This is a genomic window from Kitasatospora sp. NPDC088548, assembly GCF_044753005.1.
Lineage (GTDB): Bacteria > Actinomycetota > Actinomycetes > Streptomycetales > Streptomycetaceae > Kitasatospora.
In genome coordinates this window covers 77589-94957 of record NZ_JBIVMI010000028.1, presented here as the reverse complement: position 1 = coordinate 94957, position 17369 = coordinate 77589, and the positions used below count along the sequence as shown (strand labels likewise).

19 protein-coding genes are annotated in these 17369 nt (G+C 69.2%); 8 read left to right on the top strand and 11 right to left on the bottom strand.

Annotated features, from left to right (window positions below; translation table 11 throughout):
* Positions 1-34 precede the first annotated feature (34 nt).
* Entirely contained in the window at positions 35-1597 is a 1563-nt protein-coding gene (locus ACIP82_RS29800) for an AAA family ATPase (RefSeq protein WP_400657867.1), read from the bottom strand.
* A gap of 95 nt (positions 1598-1692) precedes the next feature.
* Entirely contained in the window at positions 1693-2148 is a 456-nt protein-coding gene (locus ACIP82_RS29795) for a hypothetical protein (protein WP_400657864.1), read from the bottom strand.
* A 114-nt stretch (positions 2149-2262) separates the two neighbouring features.
* Here ACIP82_RS29795 and ACIP82_RS29790 point away from each other — a divergent pair, with 114 nt between their 5' ends.
* Both ACIP82_RS29790 and ACIP82_RS29785 read left to right on the top strand, forming a co-directional pair.
* On the top strand, positions 2263-3816 hold the full coding sequence (locus tag ACIP82_RS29790; protein WP_400657862.1) for a ParB/RepB/Spo0J family partition protein: 1554 nt from the start codon (positions 2263-2265) through the stop codon (positions 3814-3816).
* A gap of 17 nt (positions 3817-3833) precedes the next feature.
* Positions 3834-4829, top strand: a complete 996-nt coding sequence (locus tag ACIP82_RS29785) for a ParA family protein (RefSeq protein WP_400657859.1) — start codon at positions 3834-3836, stop codon at positions 4827-4829.
* A 45-nt stretch (positions 4830-4874) separates the two neighbouring features.
* Here ACIP82_RS29785 and ACIP82_RS29780 read toward each other — a convergent pair whose 3' ends face one another.
* From ACIP82_RS29780 to ACIP82_RS29760, 5 genes are read right to left on the bottom strand one after another with little or no spacing between them, the layout of a single operon-like run.
* Positions 4875-5711, bottom strand: a complete 837-nt coding sequence (locus tag ACIP82_RS29780) for an ATP-binding protein (protein WP_400657857.1) — start codon at positions 5709-5711, stop codon at positions 4875-4877.
* Positions 5708-6817 carry a helix-turn-helix domain-containing protein gene (locus ACIP82_RS29775; protein ID WP_400657855.1) on the bottom strand — a complete coding sequence of 370 codons (1110 nt, stop codon included), beginning with the start codon at positions 6815-6817 and terminating at the stop codon, positions 5708-5710. The genes ACIP82_RS29780 and ACIP82_RS29775 overlap by 4 nt, the downstream gene beginning before the upstream one ends.
* Entirely contained in the window at positions 6814-7131 is a 318-nt protein-coding gene (locus ACIP82_RS29770) for a FaeA/PapI family transcriptional regulator (protein ID WP_400657853.1), read from the bottom strand. Before ACIP82_RS29770 ends, ACIP82_RS29775 begins: the two co-directional genes overlap by 4 nt.
* A gap of 59 nt (positions 7132-7190) precedes the next feature.
* Positions 7191-7472 carry a WhiB family transcriptional regulator gene (locus tag ACIP82_RS29765; RefSeq protein WP_400657851.1) on the bottom strand — a complete coding sequence of 94 codons (282 nt, stop codon included), beginning with the start codon at positions 7470-7472 and terminating at the stop codon, positions 7191-7193.
* Positions 7472-8038: a hypothetical protein gene (locus ACIP82_RS29760; RefSeq protein ID WP_400657849.1), complete on the bottom strand. Its 567-nt coding sequence runs from the start codon at positions 8036-8038 to the stop codon at positions 7472-7474. The genes ACIP82_RS29765 and ACIP82_RS29760 overlap by 1 nt, the downstream gene beginning before the upstream one ends.
* A 466-nt stretch (positions 8039-8504) precedes the next feature.
* Here ACIP82_RS29760 and ACIP82_RS29755 point away from each other — a divergent pair, with 466 nt between their 5' ends.
* The 4 genes from ACIP82_RS29755 to ACIP82_RS29740 are packed head-to-tail and all read left to right on the top strand — an operon-like array spanning position 8505 to position 11884.
* Positions 8505-9131, top strand: coding sequence for a ParB N-terminal domain-containing protein (locus tag ACIP82_RS29755; RefSeq protein WP_400657847.1), 627 nt, complete (start codon positions 8505-8507; stop codon positions 9129-9131).
* Positions 9132-9146: 15 nt separating this feature from the next.
* Complete coding sequence (locus ACIP82_RS29750; RefSeq protein WP_400657845.1) at positions 9147-9773, top strand: hypothetical protein; 627 nt, start codon at positions 9147-9149, stop codon at positions 9771-9773.
* Between the two features lie 49 nt (positions 9774-9822).
* Entirely contained in the window at positions 9823-11388 is a 1566-nt protein-coding gene (locus tag ACIP82_RS29745) for a peptidoglycan-binding protein (RefSeq protein ID WP_400657843.1), read from the top strand.
* 28 nt (positions 11389-11416) lie between these two features.
* Positions 11417-11884 carry a single-stranded DNA-binding protein gene (locus tag ACIP82_RS29740; RefSeq protein ID WP_400657841.1) on the top strand — a complete coding sequence of 156 codons (468 nt, stop codon included), beginning with the start codon at positions 11417-11419 and terminating at the stop codon, positions 11882-11884.
* Here ACIP82_RS29740 and ACIP82_RS29735 read toward each other — a convergent pair.
* The 3 genes from ACIP82_RS29735 to ACIP82_RS29725 all read right to left on the bottom strand — a co-directional run bounded on the left by ACIP82_RS29735 (position 11881) and on the right by ACIP82_RS29725 (position 14539).
* Positions 11881-13377, bottom strand: a complete 1497-nt coding sequence (locus ACIP82_RS29735; protein ID WP_400657838.1) for a hypothetical protein — start codon at positions 13375-13377, stop codon at positions 11881-11883. The two genes, ACIP82_RS29740 and ACIP82_RS29735, sit on opposite strands and share 4 nt — an antisense overlap.
* A 65-nt stretch (positions 13378-13442) precedes the next feature.
* Complete coding sequence (locus ACIP82_RS29730; RefSeq protein ID WP_400657835.1) at positions 13443-13754, bottom strand: hypothetical protein; 312 nt, start codon at positions 13752-13754, stop codon at positions 13443-13445.
* Between the two features lie 104 nt (positions 13755-13858).
* Positions 13859-14539 (bottom strand): RNA polymerase sigma factor, encoded by a 681-nt coding sequence (locus ACIP82_RS29725; RefSeq protein ID WP_400657833.1) that lies wholly within the window; start codon positions 14537-14539, stop codon positions 13859-13861.
* A gap of 713 nt (positions 14540-15252) precedes the next feature.
* Here ACIP82_RS29725 and ACIP82_RS29720 point away from each other — a divergent pair.
* A complete protein-coding gene (locus ACIP82_RS29720) occupies positions 15253-15783 on the top strand; it encodes a multiprotein-bridging factor 1 family protein (RefSeq protein WP_400657831.1) in 531 nt (176 codons plus the stop codon).
* 33 nt (positions 15784-15816) lie between these two features.
* Here ACIP82_RS29720 and ACIP82_RS29715 read toward each other — a convergent pair whose 3' ends face one another.
* Positions 15817-16020: a hypothetical protein gene (locus tag ACIP82_RS29715; RefSeq protein WP_400657829.1), complete on the bottom strand. Its 204-nt coding sequence runs from the start codon at positions 16018-16020 to the stop codon at positions 15817-15819.
* 242 nt (positions 16021-16262) lie between these two features.
* Between ACIP82_RS29715 and ACIP82_RS29710 the strand changes: the two genes are divergently transcribed.
* Positions 16263-17111: a LuxR C-terminal-related transcriptional regulator gene (locus ACIP82_RS29710; protein WP_400657827.1), complete on the top strand. Its 849-nt coding sequence runs from the start codon at positions 16263-16265 to the stop codon at positions 17109-17111.
* The last annotated feature ends 258 nt before the right edge of the window (positions 17112-17369 follow it).

The following is a 17369-nucleotide window of genomic DNA, read 5'->3' as shown; positions in this document are numbered from 1 at the left end:
GGGCTCCCTCGGGAGCCCCTTCGTCGTGAAGCGATCAGTCGTATATGGCGCCGGCCAGGATCTCGGCGGCCTCCACCACGGGCGCCCGGTCACCGAGCTGCTCGTACTGCTGGGCCACCTCCACGAGGCCCTTCTCCCGAAGAGCGCGGATCACCAGCGGCCGGGACTGACGGATGTGCCCTTGCAGTCGCACCGGGGGCAGCGCGGCGAGCGACCCGCCGGGCGGGAGTACCGACTCCATGTGCTTCTCCAACGTCCTCCCGAGGGCCCGCGCCTGTTCGGCCGCCTCTGCCTCCAGCATCTGCTGCGGGTTGAGCGGGCCGGTCCGGCGGGGCTGAGGAGGGGCCGCCACTGCCGAGCCACGCTGTTCCAGCTCGTGGTCGGCCGGCTCCCCGCCACCGGGGATCTCCTCGGACGGGTTCCAGCCGTCCCAGGGGTCTTCGCTCGATGGTGTGTTCCCGTCGGGAACAACCTGCGTCGTCGCCTCGGGGGTCGACGGCGGGAGCTGCTCGGTGTTCGGCACCGGCTTGGGGGGCGCCTGCTCCCGTTCCGACGTACTCGCTTCTACGGGGGCCGGTCGGGCGAGCGAGTTGAGCGCCCAGTCGATGGCATCGGTGACGCTCGTCTCGCCCTTCTCGCTGGTGATCATTTTGCGGGACAGTGCCTCACGGCCGTAGAAGATGCCGATCCGGCGAAGCGCTTCCGGGTCGCCGGCGCGGTGGGCCAGCTTGATCATGCGGGCGAGGTCGTCCGGGGACGGGTTGACCGGCAGGCTCGCGAGCATCTGCTCGACCGCCTGCTCGTGGACGTACGCGGCAGCGTTCGGGGCGATGTAGGTAGAGCGGACGCGTCGATCCATTCCGAGGTCGCGGAGCAGCTTGTCCACGGTGAAGCCGGGGTAGGGCCGGATGTGCATGGCCGTCAGGTCGTGGTTCAGACTCCGAACGGCCGTCAGGAATGCGGAGTCGCGGGCGCGCAGCTGGATCACGGCAGTGGCTTCGTAGGGGAGGCTCCTCTCGGTCTTCACCTTGAACGTCCTCTCCCGAGTCGGCTTGTCGCCGTCGAACACCACCACGTCGTCCAGTCGGGACAGGAAGAGCACGGGCCCGTCGTGGTGCTTGAGGGTGTTGATGACGTCCCTCCAGCGCTCCTTGGCCTTGTTCCACTGGTCCGCGGTGATGTTCACCTCGGCGCTGAGCGGCACACCCCGCTCCGTCGCCCGGCGCCGGGCGATGATGGCCTGCTCGTCGCACAGCAGCTCCCAGAGCATGGTGACCGAGTCCACCACGATCAAGTTGGGCTTCCCGTTTGTACGGGGCTGGTGAACGGCCCATCGAACTGCGTCGAGGAAGTCGGCGTACGAGCTGTTGTGCGGGACGATCTCGTAGGGGCCCAGCGAGCCGTACTCGTGGGCGGTGTCCTCGCCGATCTCCAGCCAGAGGGTCCGCCCGATCAGGTCGGAGTTCGCGGCCTCGGCCGCCGAGTAGGACTTCCCGGACTTCTCCACGCCGGCCAGCAGGATGCGGGGCCAGGCCGGAAGGCGGTTGGGTACGGTGGTGCCCCGCTCAAGGTTGCGGGGCGCGAGCAGCGCCGTCACGTTCACTTCTTTCGGTCGTCCGGGTGCTTTCCCGGTGATGGTGCCGTGCGAAGAGGCTAAGCTCTCGCTCTCACAACTGTATCACATGAAATGCATCACTGTTGGTCCGTCAACAGCCGCGAGACCGGACTCTCCTCGGCCTCCGCACCAGGGTTCAGCAACGGCTGAACCCGGGCGAACCAGGCGTCCACAGCAGCCGCGGTGCCCGCCACATCCGGATCGCCGGCTTCACCAGGGCCCCGCATCCATGCGCCCGCCGGGTCCTGCCACAGCTCAACCGCCTGGGCATACCGCCCCTCCGCCACCGCGGGATCCAGGCCAAGAGCGGCCCCCAACTCCTCCCAGCTCGCGCCTGCCAGCGCCTCGGCGATCACGGTCCGATCCAGAACCTCCAGCGCGAGCAGGCGAAGCCTCCGTGCCGCACGGATCCGGGCGTCGGTCGTCTGGTCGGCGGGGCCGGCTGCGATCAAGCCGATCGCGAACTCGGCGACGTCTCGGTCGGCCACCGCTGCGGCGACGAACGCGCGGGCCGCGGGGTCAACATCGGTCATCGCAGGCAGTCCTTTCGGGAACACTCCGGGAACAATATCCCGGGGGTGCGGCGTGGCGGCCCACCGAAAGCGGCTACCCTCCCGATGGGAAGCACCCACACCGGAAGGGTAGGTATGGCGAACAGCCGGCCCGTGCGCGGCGCAAAGCGCACCTCGACGAAGACGACCACTAGCACCGCGCCGAGCGGGCCGAAGGCCAACGCAGGGCCTCCCTCTCAGACCCGGACATTTCTCCAGACCCCCGACAAGGACTGGGACAGTCTGGACGTCGAGCTGAAGGACATCGCCACCAACCCCTACAACAAGCGCAAGATGCGCAAGCTCGAGGAACTCGCCGCGAGCATCGAGAAGGACGGCCTGGCGCAGCCCATCGCAGTGATGGACGCCGACGAGTGGCTGCTCCGGTACCCGCACACCGCCGAGCAGATCGGCGACAAGCGCAAGGTCATCGCCTTCGGCGAGCGGCGGTTCCGCGCAACCGTCCTGACCGGCGCAACCACGATCATGGCGACGCAGCGAAACGACGTCATCCCCAAGATCCTGGATCTGCTCTACCTGGAGAACGGGCAGCGCGAGGACCTCACCGCGGTCGAAGAGGCCAACCTGCTCCAGGACATGCTCGATGAGGCCGTCGCTGCCGGCAAGCCGATGAACCAGCGCGCACTGGCCGAACGGGTCAGTCGCAGCCTTAGCCACGTCTCCCGCCGTCTCGGCCTGCTCAAGCTGCACCCCGACCTTCAAGAGGCGGTCGAGGACGGCAAGCTGCCCGTGGACCACGCCCGGATCATCCGGGAGGCGTTCGCCGACGACCACGACCAGCAGCTGGCGACCTGGGGGCTGATGCGTGATCACCAGTACGGCCCCGAAGATGCCGTCACCCTGGTGCTGGCCGGCCAGGAAGCCATCGACAGGGCGCTCGGCCTCGGCGAGGAGGTCGAAGAGGACGACGGCCCGGAGACCGAGGACTCCCCTGCGGAGTCGATGGTCGACACGGACACCGTTGGCACGCCCAGCATGTTCGAGCCGGACGGCCAGGACGAAGACGCGGACTCCCGCCCGGATCCTGCCAAGCCGATCGTCCCCGCGGGGCGCACCCCGGAGTCGAACGTCAAGCCGGCGGCCAAGGCCCCTGCCGCTGCGGCCGTGCCCAGTGGAGCAGCACAGGCCCCCAAGCCGGCAACTCGGAACGCCAAGGCAGTCGAGCGAAGTCGTGCGTCGGACGAGCGAGTGCAGGCCGGAACTCACCGCGACGAGGTCTGCAAGACGCTGATCGCGGGCGAGATCCCCGACGAGCTGTTCATCGGGGTGGTGGGCCGCGCGCTGCTGACCCGCGAGGCACTCACCTCCCCGCGCCAGCAGGACGCCGTCCACATTCGAGCCCACGCCTGGCTGCGCGCCGCCGACATGCACGGCATCGACGTCTCCCAGGCCGCCGGCTACTTCGAGGCGGTTCGCTCGTCCTCCGACAACGATCTCCAGCGGCGCTGTAGCTTTGCCGTTGCACTTGCCGCGCTCGAGATCAGGGCCGCCGACGGGCGGCGCCAGTGGGACAGCTCGGACATCGCCCACGTGACAGCCCTCATCGACCACGCCGCGTACGAGCCGAAGACGCCGTGGGAGCAAGAAGCCGTCGGCTACGTTCCCGCCGGGAACAGCCCCGCAGTCTGACGCCACAGGAGAGCACCATGACCGTGTTGATTGACTTCCGGGGGCGTTCCGTCCACCTCCGCCCCAAGGGCCGGAAGTACCCGTTGCTGATCGAGGCCATCATCGAGGCCGGTGGCACGGCCAAGACCTCGAGCATCACCGCGCTGGCGGCCATCCTGGCCGAGCGGGGATACAAGGTCCTGGCCCTGGACCTCGACGCCCAGTGCAACGCCAGCATGGTTTTCGGCTGGCACCACCTGGACCCGGGCCAGAAGACGATCTACGACGTGATCCTGGGCGAGGCCCGCCTTCACGACGCCATCGTCCCGGCCCGTATCCAGGTCGGTTCGGAAGAAGTCGAGAACCCGGATGACCCGGACGGCGAGCCGATCACGGTGCCGATCTGGGAAGCCATCGAGAACCTGGACATCATCCCCAGCAGCCCCCTGCTCAAGAACGCCGACGTCGACCTCACTGTGAAGCAGAGCCGCTTCAACTGGTTCCAGAACGAGATGGACGAGTACGAGGGCGACCACGACGTCATCCTGATCGACATGCGGGCCTCCTACGGCCGCCTGCCGGCCAGCACCCTGGTGGCCTTCGAAGACGAGGACATCGTCCTGCCTGCGATCATGGCAGGCACCAAGGGGAACATCGCGCTCGGGAAGTTGCAGGCAGAGCTGGACGAGATCCGCGAGGAGTTCCGCCGCGGCCGTGCCTTCCCCGCCCGGCCGAACATCGGCTACCTCCTCCTGTGCGGTGTCCCCACCGGCGGCAACAAGCGCGGCAACGACGAGCGCCTGGCCGTGGACGAGGTCGTGGAAGGGGAGTACGGTCACCTGCTGCTCCCGCAGGTCCGCTACTCGGACCAGGCACAGGCGATCTACCGGGACGAGTGCCCGATGCCCATCCTCGCCCCGAGCAGCCACCAGTCCAAGGACTACAACGAGGTGGCAACCGCCCTGGGCTTCGTGAAGCGCGAGAAGTCGGAAGGCGACCCCGACCGCGAGACCGCGGCCGTCGCAGTCGCGTAGCACCCCCCCGTTGGGGCCGGCCCGAACGGCCGGCCCCAACGGCGTTCACCACGTCGTCGGCCGACGACGGTCCTCCGACTTGAAGTTGAGCGCCATCGCGCTCTCGCCGAGCCGCGAGATGAACCGGTCTCCCAGTACCTGCGCGATCTGCTCCGAGCGGAGGTTCGTCGCAACGATGGTCGGCAGACCCGAGGCCATCCGCGCGGAGAACAGGTCGACGGTCTCGCGGCGGATGAACTCGGTCGCCTGACCGTCCATCTCCCCGCACAGCTCGTCCATGATCAGCAGACTGCACCGGTCGTGGAACTCACGGACCTGCACGGGAGTCATCCCGGCGGGCGCGCCGTCCGGCCGCAGCCACCGAACGTAGTCGGAGTGCTTGACGTACCGGGTCATGATGCCGGCCCGGACCGCCGCCGAGCCGGTGGCGATCACCGCGGCCGTCTTCCCGGACCCGACCCGGCCGAACGCGACAACGTGCTTCGTCGTCCCCGGCACACCAGCGGCCAGCCGGTCGACCCACTGCGCCAGCACCGCCGGGTACTGCTCGCCGTCCAGGACGTGATGGCCGGTGGGGAGCTCTCCGTGGGGGGCGACCAGGTGGTGACGCAGGTACCCGGTGTGCCGGGCGCGCTCCAGGCTCCGCAGCCAAGCCGTCTCGTACATCGACTGCTGGTACTCCCTCGGGCGGGTCCAAAGCGGCCCTTCCTCGGCCGGAATGCCCCCTCGTTGCCGCTGCTCCGTCGCGCCCTTGGCGATCAAGCTCCGGGCAGCCTGGATCGCGGCAACCTTCGCCACCAGGCGGTCATCGGCGGGGAGCGTCAGCTCGCCGATCGTCGCCATCATCTCGTCACCTCCTCCTTCGTCGCTGCGTCCGGTCATCCCTTGCTCAACAGCGCGTCGATCTCCTCCTGGGTCAGGCTGGTGGCCGCGGGTGTCTGCTCGGCCCGCTCGTGGGTCGAGGCGTCGTTGTACATCGGGGCCTGGCCTCGCGACCCGGGCCGCACCGCTCGGCCAGTCGCCGCACCGAGGGCCTCCTGCCACTGCTGGGCGGCTGGCAGGTGCTTGCCGCACCGGTCCAGGGCTGCCCAGACCTGCTGCTTGGAGTAGCCGGCCTTCAAGGCGCGCTTGATCATCGCCATCAGCGCGGGGAAGCCGTTCGAACCGCCGGCCCACGGCCCGAAGGCCGTTTGTGCGTGGTCCCACCACTTCGTCGCCCCGGCCTTCGCAGCCTCGTTGAGCTGGGCCTCCGCAACGGTGCGCTCGGCTCGTCGCTCCTCTTCGAGCTGACGCTTCGTCTTCGGGCGGGGCGGCTTGCCGTCCCCGCTGGCTTGGGTCGATGCGTCGACGGCCGGCTGCTCCGAGGCGCCCGCCAGATGGGGTGGGTTACTGGTGTGAGTTACAGGAGTGGTTTGGGGGTCTGTCAGTCCCCCCTGCTGGGACTCAGAGTCCCCCCTGTCGGGACTGTCAGTCCCCCCTGCGGAGCTCGAGGACAGGGGGGACTCTGAGTCCCAGGACTGAGAGTCCCCCCTGCCGGGCTGTGCAGGATCGTCGCCGTCAGGCTTCCGCTTCACTCCGCAGTCGGAGCGCCTGGCGCGTTCAGGCGCCGGAGCGATGTTCGGCCGGGACGTCTCGGTGAGCGGCGGCAACCCCCTCTGCGACCGCTCGTCGTTCACACGGGCGGCCCGCACGCCGAACCACTTGTACGGGATCAGCACGTCGTACACCACGGGCCGGCGCCACTCCGGGATGTACCGGGCGGCCGACTGGTCGCCTTGAGCGATCAGCTTGCGCTCGACCAGCTTCTTGAGCTTGCGGCCAACGGTCTTCTCGTCGCACAGTGCGGCCTTCGCCAAGGTGGCCTGGGACGGGAAGGCGTTGCAGCCGTCGGGGTCCGCGCGCTCGGCGAGGGTGATGAGCAGCAGTCGCTCGATGGTGTCGGCGGCCGGCGAGTCCTTGAGGGCCCACAGGATCGGGTCCAGGCTCATCGCGGGTCCTTCCACAGGGTTCGGAACGAGGTGACGGTGGTGCGGCGGCTGATCCGCCGCTCCCGGGCGACCAGGCCAACGCGGACGAGCTCGGCGAGCAACGGCCGGGCCTGGTGCGGGGTGACGCCGGCGGCGTCGGCGACGTCGGAGCACGACGTCGTGCTGCTGGTGCCGAGCCGCAGGAGCACCGCGGAGTACAGCGCGTACGCCGGCGCGGACAGGTCGGTGCTCAGGGCCGCCCGGTGCTGGTCGCAGTGGCGGCAGCACGACGTCGGGGCAGGCGGCGGCGCCGCCATGGGCAGGGTGGTGCTCAATGGGAGTCCTCGGGTGAGGGGCCCGGCCGACGTCGCCGGCCGGGCGAGGCGACGGGCGGTCAGGACGTCAGCGCGAGATCGGCGGTTCGGTCCGTCGGCGCCGACCTCTTGGCCTTCCTGCGCAGCTTCTTCCGCTCGTCGTCGGTGGTGGCGCCGAAGACGCCAAAGTCCTTGGCCGCGGGCAGCAGCATGGCCGCCTCGAAGCAGTCGGTCCGGTGCTCGCAGAACCGGCAGACCTCCTTGGCGTCGGCGATGCCTTCCGCGTCGGAGGGGTTGGGGTACATGACCTCGGGGTCCACCTTGCGGCAGATGCCGTTGGGGAACTGGTCGACGGGGAACATCAGCCCTCACCACCCGGCAGCTCGAACGCGCCACGCATGTAGTCGGCGGCCGCGCCGTCGCGGAGGAGGCCCATCACCAGCTCGGCGCCGGTCTTCTCCCAGTTCGGGGCGATGCTCGACGGCGGCGGCGACGGCACCCACTTCACCCCGTCGATCACCTGGCCGGTCTTGGGGTTCACCGCCGTCCCGGTCTCCGGGTCGTAGACGCCGGTCGTCAGGAGCAGCTTCTTGAACGCCTCCTTGACCGTCGGCACCCACTCGAAGTGCTCAGGGTGGTTCGCGGCCACGTAGTCCAGGAACGCCGTCAGGTCCGAGACCTCGAGCTTGCCCGGTGCCGTGGCTTCCCGCACGGTCCAGGACACGGCCTTGGCCTCGCCGATCTTGGTGGTGATCGACTTCACCCCCTCGGCCTTGTGTCGCCGGAGCATCTCCTCTCGGAGGTCGGTGGTGGCCTCCTCCGCCAGCGCGCCGAACTTCTTGGAGATGACCGTGAGGACGGCGGCTTTCTGGCTGAGCTCCGGCAGGGCCGGAGCGGGGGTAGGCGGAGCCGCCTGGGGGTCCGTCATCGTCGTGCCTTTCGGTGAAGCCCGGGTGCTCTCCCGGACGTTCGTGGTGCCGGGGGCCGGCCCACCCTGCGTAGGCCGTACGTCCTGGTGGACGACGGCGGACCGCAAAGCGTTACAGACCCCCTGGGGCTGGGTGCTCTCCCAGCCTGGGCGTGCGCAACTGTATCAGATGAAATTCGCGAGGTGTGGGACCTGACCCCGCGACACAAACCCGCCCACCCGCCTACGGTCCGGCCAGCCCTGGAACGGCCACCGGTGCGCACCGGCGGCCGACCCAAGGCGTCGGCCCCGCCCCACCCGGGAAACAGGGACGCGGCCGAGCACCACCGGTCGCGGGGCGAGGGCTGACGTCCTCCTGGTTGCCCCGCACAGTGACAGGGGCGCGCGGTTGGAACCCGCGGTCAATCACTGAGCCCCCGCCCCGCGACCGCCCGAACCGCCACCGCACGAAGAAGAGGCCACCGTCGTGACGAGCACCCCGCCCATCCCGGCGCCACGCTGGACGGCCTACATGCCCCTGAACGTGCTCACCCCCGCCACCCGCAACCCCAAGCTCCACGAGATCACCCTCATCCAGGCGAGCATCCGCGACCACGGGTTCGTGGAGAACGTCCTGGTGGACGAGCGCACCGGCCGCACCATCGCCGGCCACGGGCGCCGCGAGGCCCTGATCGAGATGTACGCCGCCGGCGAGCCGATGCCGGCCGGCCTGATCCTGGACGAAGACGGCACGTGGCTCCTGCCCGTCACCCGCGGCTGGTCCTCCCGCACCGACGCCGACGCCGAAGCGCTGATCATCAAGCTCAACCGCATCACCACCATGGCCGACTGGGACAACAGGATGCTCGCCGCCATCCTCGAAGACCTCGTCACCACCGAGCCCGACCTGTACGACTCCCTCGCCTACTCCGACGAGGAGATGGAGAACCTGCTGCGCGCCGCCCCGGCCGAGTCCCTGGGTGAGGAACCCGCTCCCCTCCTGCCCGGCGCCGGCACCGACGACCTCTTCACCGACAACGACAGCGACCCCGAGGGCCTACGCCTCATCACCTGCCCGACCTGCGGGGACAGCTTCACGCCCCGTCAGGGCTGATCGGGAGCCCGCCCGATGGCCCGCCGCCGGCCCCGCAACGGCCGTGCTGTTCCCGCCGGGAACAGCACCGGCCGCCGGTCCCTGCTGCTCTCGCCCGACGTCGAGAAGAAGCTGCTCGACGGCACCCGCCAGGGCATGCCGGTCGAGACCGCAGCCGCGTTCGCCGGCGTCGCGCGGAGCACCTTCATGGGCTGGATCGCCCGCGGCCGCACCGAAGCCGCCCGCCGCCACGAAGGCCAGCCGCCCCAACCCGCCGAAGACCTCTACGTCACCTTCCACGAGCAGATCGAGCAGGCCCGGGAGATAGCCCACGCCGGCGCCGTCGTCCAGCTGCGTCGCCTCATCAACGGCGGCTTCGTCGTCAAGGAGGTCACCAGGCGCATGCGAGACCCGGAGACCGGCCAAATCGTGGAGGAGACGACCACCGACCGAGCCGTCCCGGACTTCAAGTCGATCTCCTTCTACCTCGAACGCCAGCACCGCCGGCACTGGGGCAAGGACGCCCAGCCCGAGGAAGCCACCACCCCCGCTGCCGACCAGGCCGAACACCTCGACGCCGACGAGCTCGCCGAGCGCCTGGCCGTCACGCTCCACGCCATGGAGTACCCCGACGACCAGGACGACAACAGCACGCGACACTAACCCACCGCGCCCGCCACGCTGCGCCCCTCACGAGACCAGAGGGGCCAGCATGACCCAGACGTTCTACCCAGGCGCCGACCGCACGTCCCAGTGGTTCGCCGGCGCGTACCAGGGGAACCAGATGACCCCCCGGTGCGGCATCCTCCACACCACCGAGGGCACCGGGTGGCCCGACTACGACGGTGGCGGCAGCGCCCCGCACATCACTGCGAAGCCCGACTTCGCCGGCCGCCGACTCACTTTCCGCCAGCACTTCCCCTTCGACCGCAGCGCCCGAGCCCTCGTCAACGCTTCGGGAGGCGTGGAGACCAACACCGCCGGCGCGATCCAGATCGAGCTGATCGGCACCTGCGACCCGCGCACTCACCAGGCATGGGCGGACCGAGGATTCCAGCACATCTACTGGCCCGAGGCCCCCGAGTGGGCGCTGCGCGACCTGGCGGCCTTCCTCGCCTGGAACGCCCAGACCAACGGCATCCCGCTTGACGGCCCCAGTCAGTGGCGCGCCTACCCGGCGTCCTACGGCGCCGGCAACGGCGTTCGCATGTCCTTCTCGACCTGGAACAGCTTCCGCGGTTGGGCAGGGCATCAGCACGTACCCGAGAACCTGCACGGCGACCCGGGCAACATCAACTTCGCCGCGCTCCTGGCTCTGGCCAAGGGCGGGGCTCCGACCTCCCCACCCGCCCCCAGCACGGCCAAGAAGGTCATCGTCTGGGCCGGCGCCACCCTGTCGGCAATCGCCGTGATGGCCGGGATCTCCCTCAGCGGCCTCCTCAAGGCCAACCCGCAGATCACCAACCCCAACGAGATCAAGCCCGGCCAGACCATCACCCTGCCAGAGGACGCGAAGCCGGTCACCCCGCCGGGCGGCACCTCGCCGACCCCGATCCCGCAGCCGCCGACCCCCACCCCGACCCCTGACACCCCGGCCGGTGCCCTCGTCCCAGGTGCACGCGGTGCGGAGGTCAGCACCATCCAGCAGCAGCTCAACCGGCTCGGTGCCCACCTGGTGGTCGACGGCGTCTACGGCCCCGCCACCGCGGCCGCCGTAAACTCCGTGATCCGTGCGCACTCCGAGCTCGGGACCGCCGACGGTGTCGCCGGCCCGCGCACCCGCCAGAAAATCGCCGATCTGGCCAGCCAGACCACCACCGCCCAGCCGTCCGGATCGCTCGCTCCGGGCGCCCGCGGTGCGGAGGTCAGCACCCTCCAGCGGCAGCTGAGCACCATCGGCTACCCGCTCACCCAGGACGGTGTCTACGGTCCGAAGACCACTGCCGCCGTCAACGCCTTCATCCGCCTCAACCCCAGTCTCGGCCGAGCCGACGGCATCGCCGGCCCCCAGACCCGCCAACGCATCGCCAGCGCCGCGTCCGCCATCACCTCCCAGCCCGTCAGCCTCCGGCCGGGCAACCGCAGCGCGGACGTCAAGACCCTCCAGCAGCAGCTCAACAAGATCGGCTACCGCATGCCGACCACCGGCTTCTACGGCCCGATGACCACCCACGCCGTCAACGCGGTGATCCGCCGGTACCCCGGCCTCGGCCGGGCCGACGGTGTCGCCGGCCCGCTCACCCGCAAGAAGATCGCGGCCCTCGCCGCGGCCCGCTGACCCGCACCACACCAAGGAGAAGCTGCCCGTGGCAGGCGAAACCGTCATCACCCTCGTCGGCAACCTCGTGGACGACCCCGAACTGCGCTTCACCCCGTCCGGGGCCGCGGTCGCAAAGTTCCGCCTGGCGTCCACCCCCCGTACCTTCGACCGCCAGACCAACGAGTGGAAGGACGGCGAGAGCCTGTTCCTCACCTGCAACGTTTGGCGGCAGATGGCGGAGAACGTCGCCGAGTCGCTCCAGCGCGGCATGCGCGTCGTCGTACAGGGCCGGCTCCGCCAGCGCTCCTACGAGACCTCCAACGGTGAGAAGCGCACCGTCTTCGAGGTCGAGGTGGACGAGGTCGGCCCGAGCCTCCGCTCGGCGACCGCCAAGATCACCCGCGCCAACCGGTCCAACAGCCCGGCAGGCGGAGGCGGCGGCGACCCCTGGACCAACAACCCCGAGGCCGGGACCTGGTCCGGTTCGTCGGGCGGTGACGAGCCGCCGTTCTAGGCCGCCTTCGCCTCAGCGCGCAACTTCAACGTCGCGGTCAGCGCTCCTCGAGCATCCGAGCTCCCGGGTGCTGGCCGCGAAGGCGTAGCAGCCGAAGGCGTGCTCTCCGGGCTGACAGACAGCCGGTCCAACTCGGCCGTGGGCACCGGGCCGCGACCGGTGCCACTGCTCGGCCCGCTGCCTGGGGGCACACCGTCCTGCGCGACATCGCTGGTGGGCAGCGGGGCCGGCTCGGCTGCCGGATCGGGCGCAGGTGAGCGGGACAGGCTCGGCAGCACCTCCGGGGCCGGCGACATGCTGATCGAGGGGGGCGGTTCAGCACTAGGAGGGGAGGTTGGCGGCGGGGCGTGGGTGCCGGTCGGCGTCGGCATCGGGGACGTCGTCGGGGACGCTTCCACGGAGGGGGAGGGCGACGGCCTCGCCGAAGTGGTCGGCCCGACCGGGTCGGGGCTCAGCGGTGAGCTGTCCGGCTGAGTGGGAACGCGCGTCGCCTGCACAGTCGGCGACGAAGTGGCAGCTGGGCCGTTCGGCACGCCGAGTATCGAGGTCACCAGGTTGCCATCAGCCAAGGCCCGGTCCCTGCCGGTGCCGTCCGCCTCCGATTTGCCTCCGAGGACGAGTAACACCGCAGCGAGCAGCGTGGACGTCCCGGACGTCGGTTGCGTCTCGATCCGAGCCACGCGCTCAGGGGACACTCCGAGCGTGCCGAACGCCAGCACGGCCAGGCGCTCGGGCATCCTCGTGGCCCGCCCGGCGGCATCGGTGTGCTGACTGGACTCGACCACCAGGCCCCGGTACTCCTCCAGGCGCGGGCCGTCCGTACCCCAGAACACGAACCGGTCCACCACGCTCAGGTTCGGCAGAGCCTTCTGGTTGCCGCTCTCCGCCGACCACTCGGCAGCGTGTGAGGGCGACCGGAAAGCCATCACGTAGATGCGCTCCGAGCCGTAGCTGAAGCTGTAGGCGATGGACGACGGCGAGATCGCGGCCTCGGAGTACATCACCAGGTGGTCGACGTCGGTACAGCGGGCCTGGAGCGCGCCGATGGTCTCGCACCGCATCTGGCCGGCAGCGGCGAACTCCCGGAAAGCCGGATCGTCCGTGTAGGTCGGGGCGTCCGGGCTGTTCGCCACTTGCTGCTGCGAGGACTGACTGTCGATCTTGTGGGCGCTCCAGCCGACGCTGACGCACACCGCGGCGACGGTGGCGGCCAGCAGAGCCCGGCGAAGCATCCGGCGTCGGCGCCCGGTGGCCGGGTATGCTCCCGGCCAGTTCGCTGGCGATGCTGATCGTTCGACCGAGGGTGGAGACACGCCGACGCCGAGCAGCTCGTCCATGGACAGCAGGCCCGGCATCGCTTCGCGGACCATCGCCCGGACCTGGTCGGGGTGAAGATGAGGAAAGTCTTCGCGGAGGACAGCAAGGACAGCAGCGGTCGCAGAGCCGAACGTCTGCGCAGGGTGGACCGCCACGATCGCGCGGTTGCCGTCCATGATGAGCGTGGCGTCAGCGTTGATCTTGTCGGAGGGGACGATCGTAGGTAGACGACGGCGCACGACTACCTGGAGCCCAACCGGTCGCGATCGGCTATCAGCGCGGCGGCCTGGGCCGTGATCTCGGCCAAGGCCGCATCGTCCAACGGATCCACCCGGGCGGTGATCACCCGCAGCCCAGCCGTCGTGGTGGCCCGCGCAGTGGAGGGGACGACCCAACCTGTGCTGTTGGGGTCATCGAGAAGCTGAGAGGGCGCCTCCGCCGGCTGCTCGGCCTGGAACGTTCTGTCCACCTCGGCGAACATTGCGTCCAGACCTGCCTGGTAGGCGCCCTCGCTCAGCGGTTCGGCCGGGCGCAGAGCCCAGGCCGTGGTCACCGCCCGTCGGGTAACACGATCGTGAACCCCCGCGCCTGTGCCGTCCAACTGGCGGTTTAGGCGTTCGACCTGGTCCCGTCGCATCCTTCGTCCAATCTCGCAGATCACACCGTGATCACGTTGCCAGCAGCACGATCCTCGGCGACAGCAGGTGAAGCAAGGAGGACTTCGGCCAGCTTGTTGGCCTTCTCGTCAGTCGGCAGGATCTTCGAGAGTTTACGCAACCCCCGGGTGAGCAATACCCGGACAGCCCCTTCCGATGTCCGTCGGAGCGGGCTGCTGAGCACCTCTGCCGTCTGTGCGGTGCTCAGGCCGACGCACACCCGGAGGTACACGGCCTCCCGCTGGCGCTCCGGGAGCTTCGCCAAGCACTCCTTCAACGCCGCCGTCAGGTCGCTGCGTTCAGCAAGCTCCTCCGGGCTCTCCTCCGTCGAGGGGACCTCGACGGCCACGGGCGTGCTGCTCAGGACCTCCTGGGCCCGCCGGCCAAGCGTACGGTAGTGGTCGACCACCAAGTTGCGGCCGATGGTGAACAGCCACGGAACGAAGCCGCCACCCCGGTTCGAGTACTGCCCGATCGAGCGGGCGACACGCAGCCACGTCTCCTGAGCCAGGTCCTCGGCAGTTGCCATGCTGTCCACTCGGCCGCGGATGTCCCGCAGCACCGGGTCGCGCAGCGCCGCGTACAGCACCCCGAGCGCCGCCTTGCGCTCCTCTGCGGTCGTCGCCTGGGCCGCGACCTGGGCCTGCTGCTCGATCAGCGCGTGCTGGTCGACATCATTCACGTTCGAGAGGGCACCTCGGATCGGTCGCGGGCGCGGAGACGTCAGGAGCACGGAGTACCGCCCAGAGTGTGGGGCTGATGGGTGGGTTGGCTGGGAGGAGACGGGGTGCTTGCCCTCACCAGGGAATATATTTCTTGCGATACAGTTAGCGGCCCCGGTGCGCTGCTGTTGCGGAGCACCGTCGAGCTGGGTGAGCACCCAGCCCCGATCACACCGAAAGGACGCCCGATGGTTCCGTCGCCTGCATGGGAGTTGCTCCGCCACCTGCCCACCGGCCGTTGGCTCACCGTGTCCGAGGCTCAGGGCGCAGTGCGGCATCTCGAAGGTCGGAGGGGCGTCGTCGGTGCGGACGAGGTGCGATCGGCCATCCGGCACGGCCGCCGGCGCGGTGCCGTCCTGACTTCCGGAGACCAGTTCCTCGTTCGCGGGCGTTAGCTCTCGACCCGCCGCGGCCGGCGCCCCCAGGCTCCCGCCGAGCAGCACCGAGGTCTCGCATCCGCCCCGGCGAACGGTGGAGATCGGCCTTCTCCGGCCCCCCATGGTGAGTCACCGCCTTCACGTATCTGTTCAACAGGTTGAACATCAAGGGCAGCATAACCAGAGATCAGCCCCGCAAGCACAGTCGATTACCGAGAGTGAAAGTGGGTAGAGGTGTTCAACCAGTTGAACAGAGCTATGATCTGTCCCCCGGCGAGCAAAGGATCGGAAAGAGCATGAGCGCCCCAGACGACGACCTGACGGCCTCCAAGGTCCGCGAGAGAGCCGGCGAGATCGCCGACAGGCTCGACCGCCTGATCAAGGCCGAGAACGAGAGACGAGAGGCCCGCGGGGAAGCGCACATCACCCACCGCGAGATCGCCAAGAAGACCGGCGGCCGGGTCTCCCACAGCACTGTGCGCAGCGTGCACCTGGCGGAGAACGGGCGCGGCGCACCGGTCAACCCGCAGGTCACCACGCTTGACGCGATCGGAGAGGTCTTCGGCATCCGCAACGGTGCCGAGTACTTCCTCTCCCAGGCCGCTGCCGATGTCGTCGATGCCCAGCTCAAGTCACTCCACGCGCTCGCGGCAATCAAGGGGGACGGCGAGCACGAGCCGGGCGACCCGGGCCTGAGTCTGGCCTTCCGGGTCGCCCAGCTCGGGCCGACCAGCTACCAGGTGGTGAGCAAGCTTGCCGACCGACTGCTGGCGATCGAACTCAACGCGCGCCAGGGACCTGACAAGACAGGGCGTCAGGACCAGTAGGAGGTGGGCCCCGAGGGTCCTACCTTCCAGTGGTCAGCCCCACATCGAGTCGTCTACCTGAGCGGGTTCCGCTGTCGGCTCGGTGGGGGCCGGAGTCGACACGGCGGTGAAGCCCCACATGGAGTCTGCCGAGGTGACCTGATCGGTCGGTGCGGTCGCGCCGGCGACCACCGCGGCGACGGCGAGGAGACCTGCTGCGGCCAGGCCGGCGGCGGTTCGAATGCGCTTGGTGATCATGGTTTCCCCCTGGAAGCTCGCAACGCTGAGAGCGTTTGTGTCCTGACTGTGAAGGGGGTCATGTCGTCCGTGGAACCCCTCGACTACATTTCATGATCGGCCATCTGGAATCAAGCGCTCCGAGGTGCGTATACCCGAACTTCCGGATCAGGAAATCAACTTGACAGGCAATACGCCCACAAACCTATTAAATATCCATCAATCGTCCAAAACGGACAAAGCGCGCGCGGGGAGTGCAAGCAATGGTCACGGTAAGTATCAAGCCCGGCCCGACTCAAGAGCTGGACCAGTACCTTGACGACCTGCGCGCCCACGCCAGGGCCCTGTTGAACCAGACGGACGCCCTCCCCGACCGAGTCCAGGAACTCGCCTGCTCCTCCTGGCCCGACGACACTGCGGTCGAGCACCTGGTCGGCATGGACTACATCAACCGCAGGATCGCCGGCTACCTTGACCAGGCGAAGGTGTCCCTCCGTTCTGCACAGCCGGCCCCGCGCGACGTCCGCGTGCGGCGTGGCTCCTACGAACGGGACTTGCCGCTGCTCGCCCGAGGCGTCGCCGTCCACACCATCTACCCCGACAGCCAGCGGTTGCACGAACCCACTGCTCGGTGGGTGGCGACCATGACGGAGTCGGGTGCCGAAGTCCGCACGCTGCCTGGTCCCTTCCAGCAGGTGATCATCATCGACTCCCGGGCCGCGTTCATCCCGTCCGCCAGTGCGCCCCAGACTGACCAGCCCAAGGCCCACGCGGAGGCGACCCTGGTCAAGGACCCCGCGGTCGTCCGGTTCCTCGTTGAGGAGTACGAAGCCCGCTGGTCGGCAGCGGCCAAGTGGCACCCGGCCCCGGTCTCCACCGAAGTGTCCAGCCTGGTACCCCTGGCGCCCGTGCAGAGCATCATCCTCCAGCTCCTGGCCGTCGGCCGCTCTCAGGACGCCATCGCCAGGGAGCTCGACCTCTCCATCCGGACCGTCAGCAAGCACCTTGCGGCCATCCGCAATATCTACGGCGTCGACAGTGTCAGTGCCCTGATGTATGAGTACGGGATGGAATGCGCGGCCAAGCGGAACCCTGACGCCCAGCAGAGCTGAAAGCTGAGGGAGGGGCGGCCGACCGGCGGGCCATAACCGGAATGCACCATTCGGGTGTGATTAGATTCCCGTTCCGGAGTCCGAACCCCTGGTCTGCCGGATTGCGCACTTCATCGAAAGGCCCGCCATGCCGCTCCCCCGTGGGCTACGCAAGCGGTGTGAGGCGATCCTCGCTCACCTGCCCATACCCACGCCGTTCACCCCAGAGGGGTTCGCGACAGCCCTCGCGGAGCAGCGCGGCCGGCCGATCGTCATGGA

What these genes read in the sequence shown, in the direction of transcription:
- ACIP82_RS29715 (WP_400657829.1), bottom strand. Translation starts at nt 16,020, where the DNA reads ATGATCACCAAGCGCATTCGAACCGCCGCCGGCCTGGCCGCAGCAGGT.
- ACIP82_RS29735 (WP_400657838.1), bottom strand. Translation starts at nt 13,377, where the DNA reads ATGGACGGCAACCGCGCGATCGTGGCGGTCCACCCTGCGCAGACGTTC.
- ACIP82_RS29790 (WP_400657862.1), top strand. Translation starts at nt 2,263, where the DNA reads ATGGCGAACAGCCGGCCCGTGCGCGGCGCAAAGCGCACCTCGACGAAG.
- ACIP82_RS29775 (WP_400657855.1), bottom strand. Translation starts at nt 6,817, where the DNA reads ATGAGCCTGGACCCGATCCTGTGGGCCCTCAAGGACTCGCCGGCCGCC.
- ACIP82_RS29765 (WP_400657851.1), bottom strand. Translation starts at nt 7,472, where the DNA reads ATGTTCCCCGTCGACCAGTTCCCCAACGGCATCTGCCGCAAGGTGGAC.
- ACIP82_RS29745 (WP_400657843.1), top strand. Translation starts at nt 9,823, where the DNA reads ATGACCCAGACGTTCTACCCAGGCGCCGACCGCACGTCCCAGTGGTTC.
- ACIP82_RS29720 (WP_400657831.1), top strand. Translation starts at nt 15,253, where the DNA reads ATGAGCGCCCCAGACGACGACCTGACGGCCTCCAAGGTCCGCGAGAGA.
- ACIP82_RS29780 (WP_400657857.1), bottom strand. Translation starts at nt 5,711, where the DNA reads ATGACCGGACGCAGCGACGAAGGAGGAGGTGACGAGATGATGGCGACG.
- ACIP82_RS29795 (WP_400657864.1), bottom strand. Translation starts at nt 2,148, where the DNA reads ATGACCGATGTTGACCCCGCGGCCCGCGCGTTCGTCGCCGCAGCGGTG.
- ACIP82_RS29785 (WP_400657859.1), top strand. Translation starts at nt 3,834, where the DNA reads ATGACCGTGTTGATTGACTTCCGGGGGCGTTCCGTCCACCTCCGCCCC.
- ACIP82_RS29760 (WP_400657849.1), bottom strand. Translation starts at nt 8,038, where the DNA reads ATGACGGACCCCCAGGCGGCTCCGCCTACCCCCGCTCCGGCCCTGCCG.
- ACIP82_RS29750 (WP_400657845.1), top strand. Translation starts at nt 9,147, where the DNA reads ATGGCCCGCCGCCGGCCCCGCAACGGCCGTGCTGTTCCCGCCGGGAAC.
- ACIP82_RS29710 (WP_400657827.1), top strand. Translation starts at nt 16,263, where the DNA reads ATGGTCACGGTAAGTATCAAGCCCGGCCCGACTCAAGAGCTGGACCAG.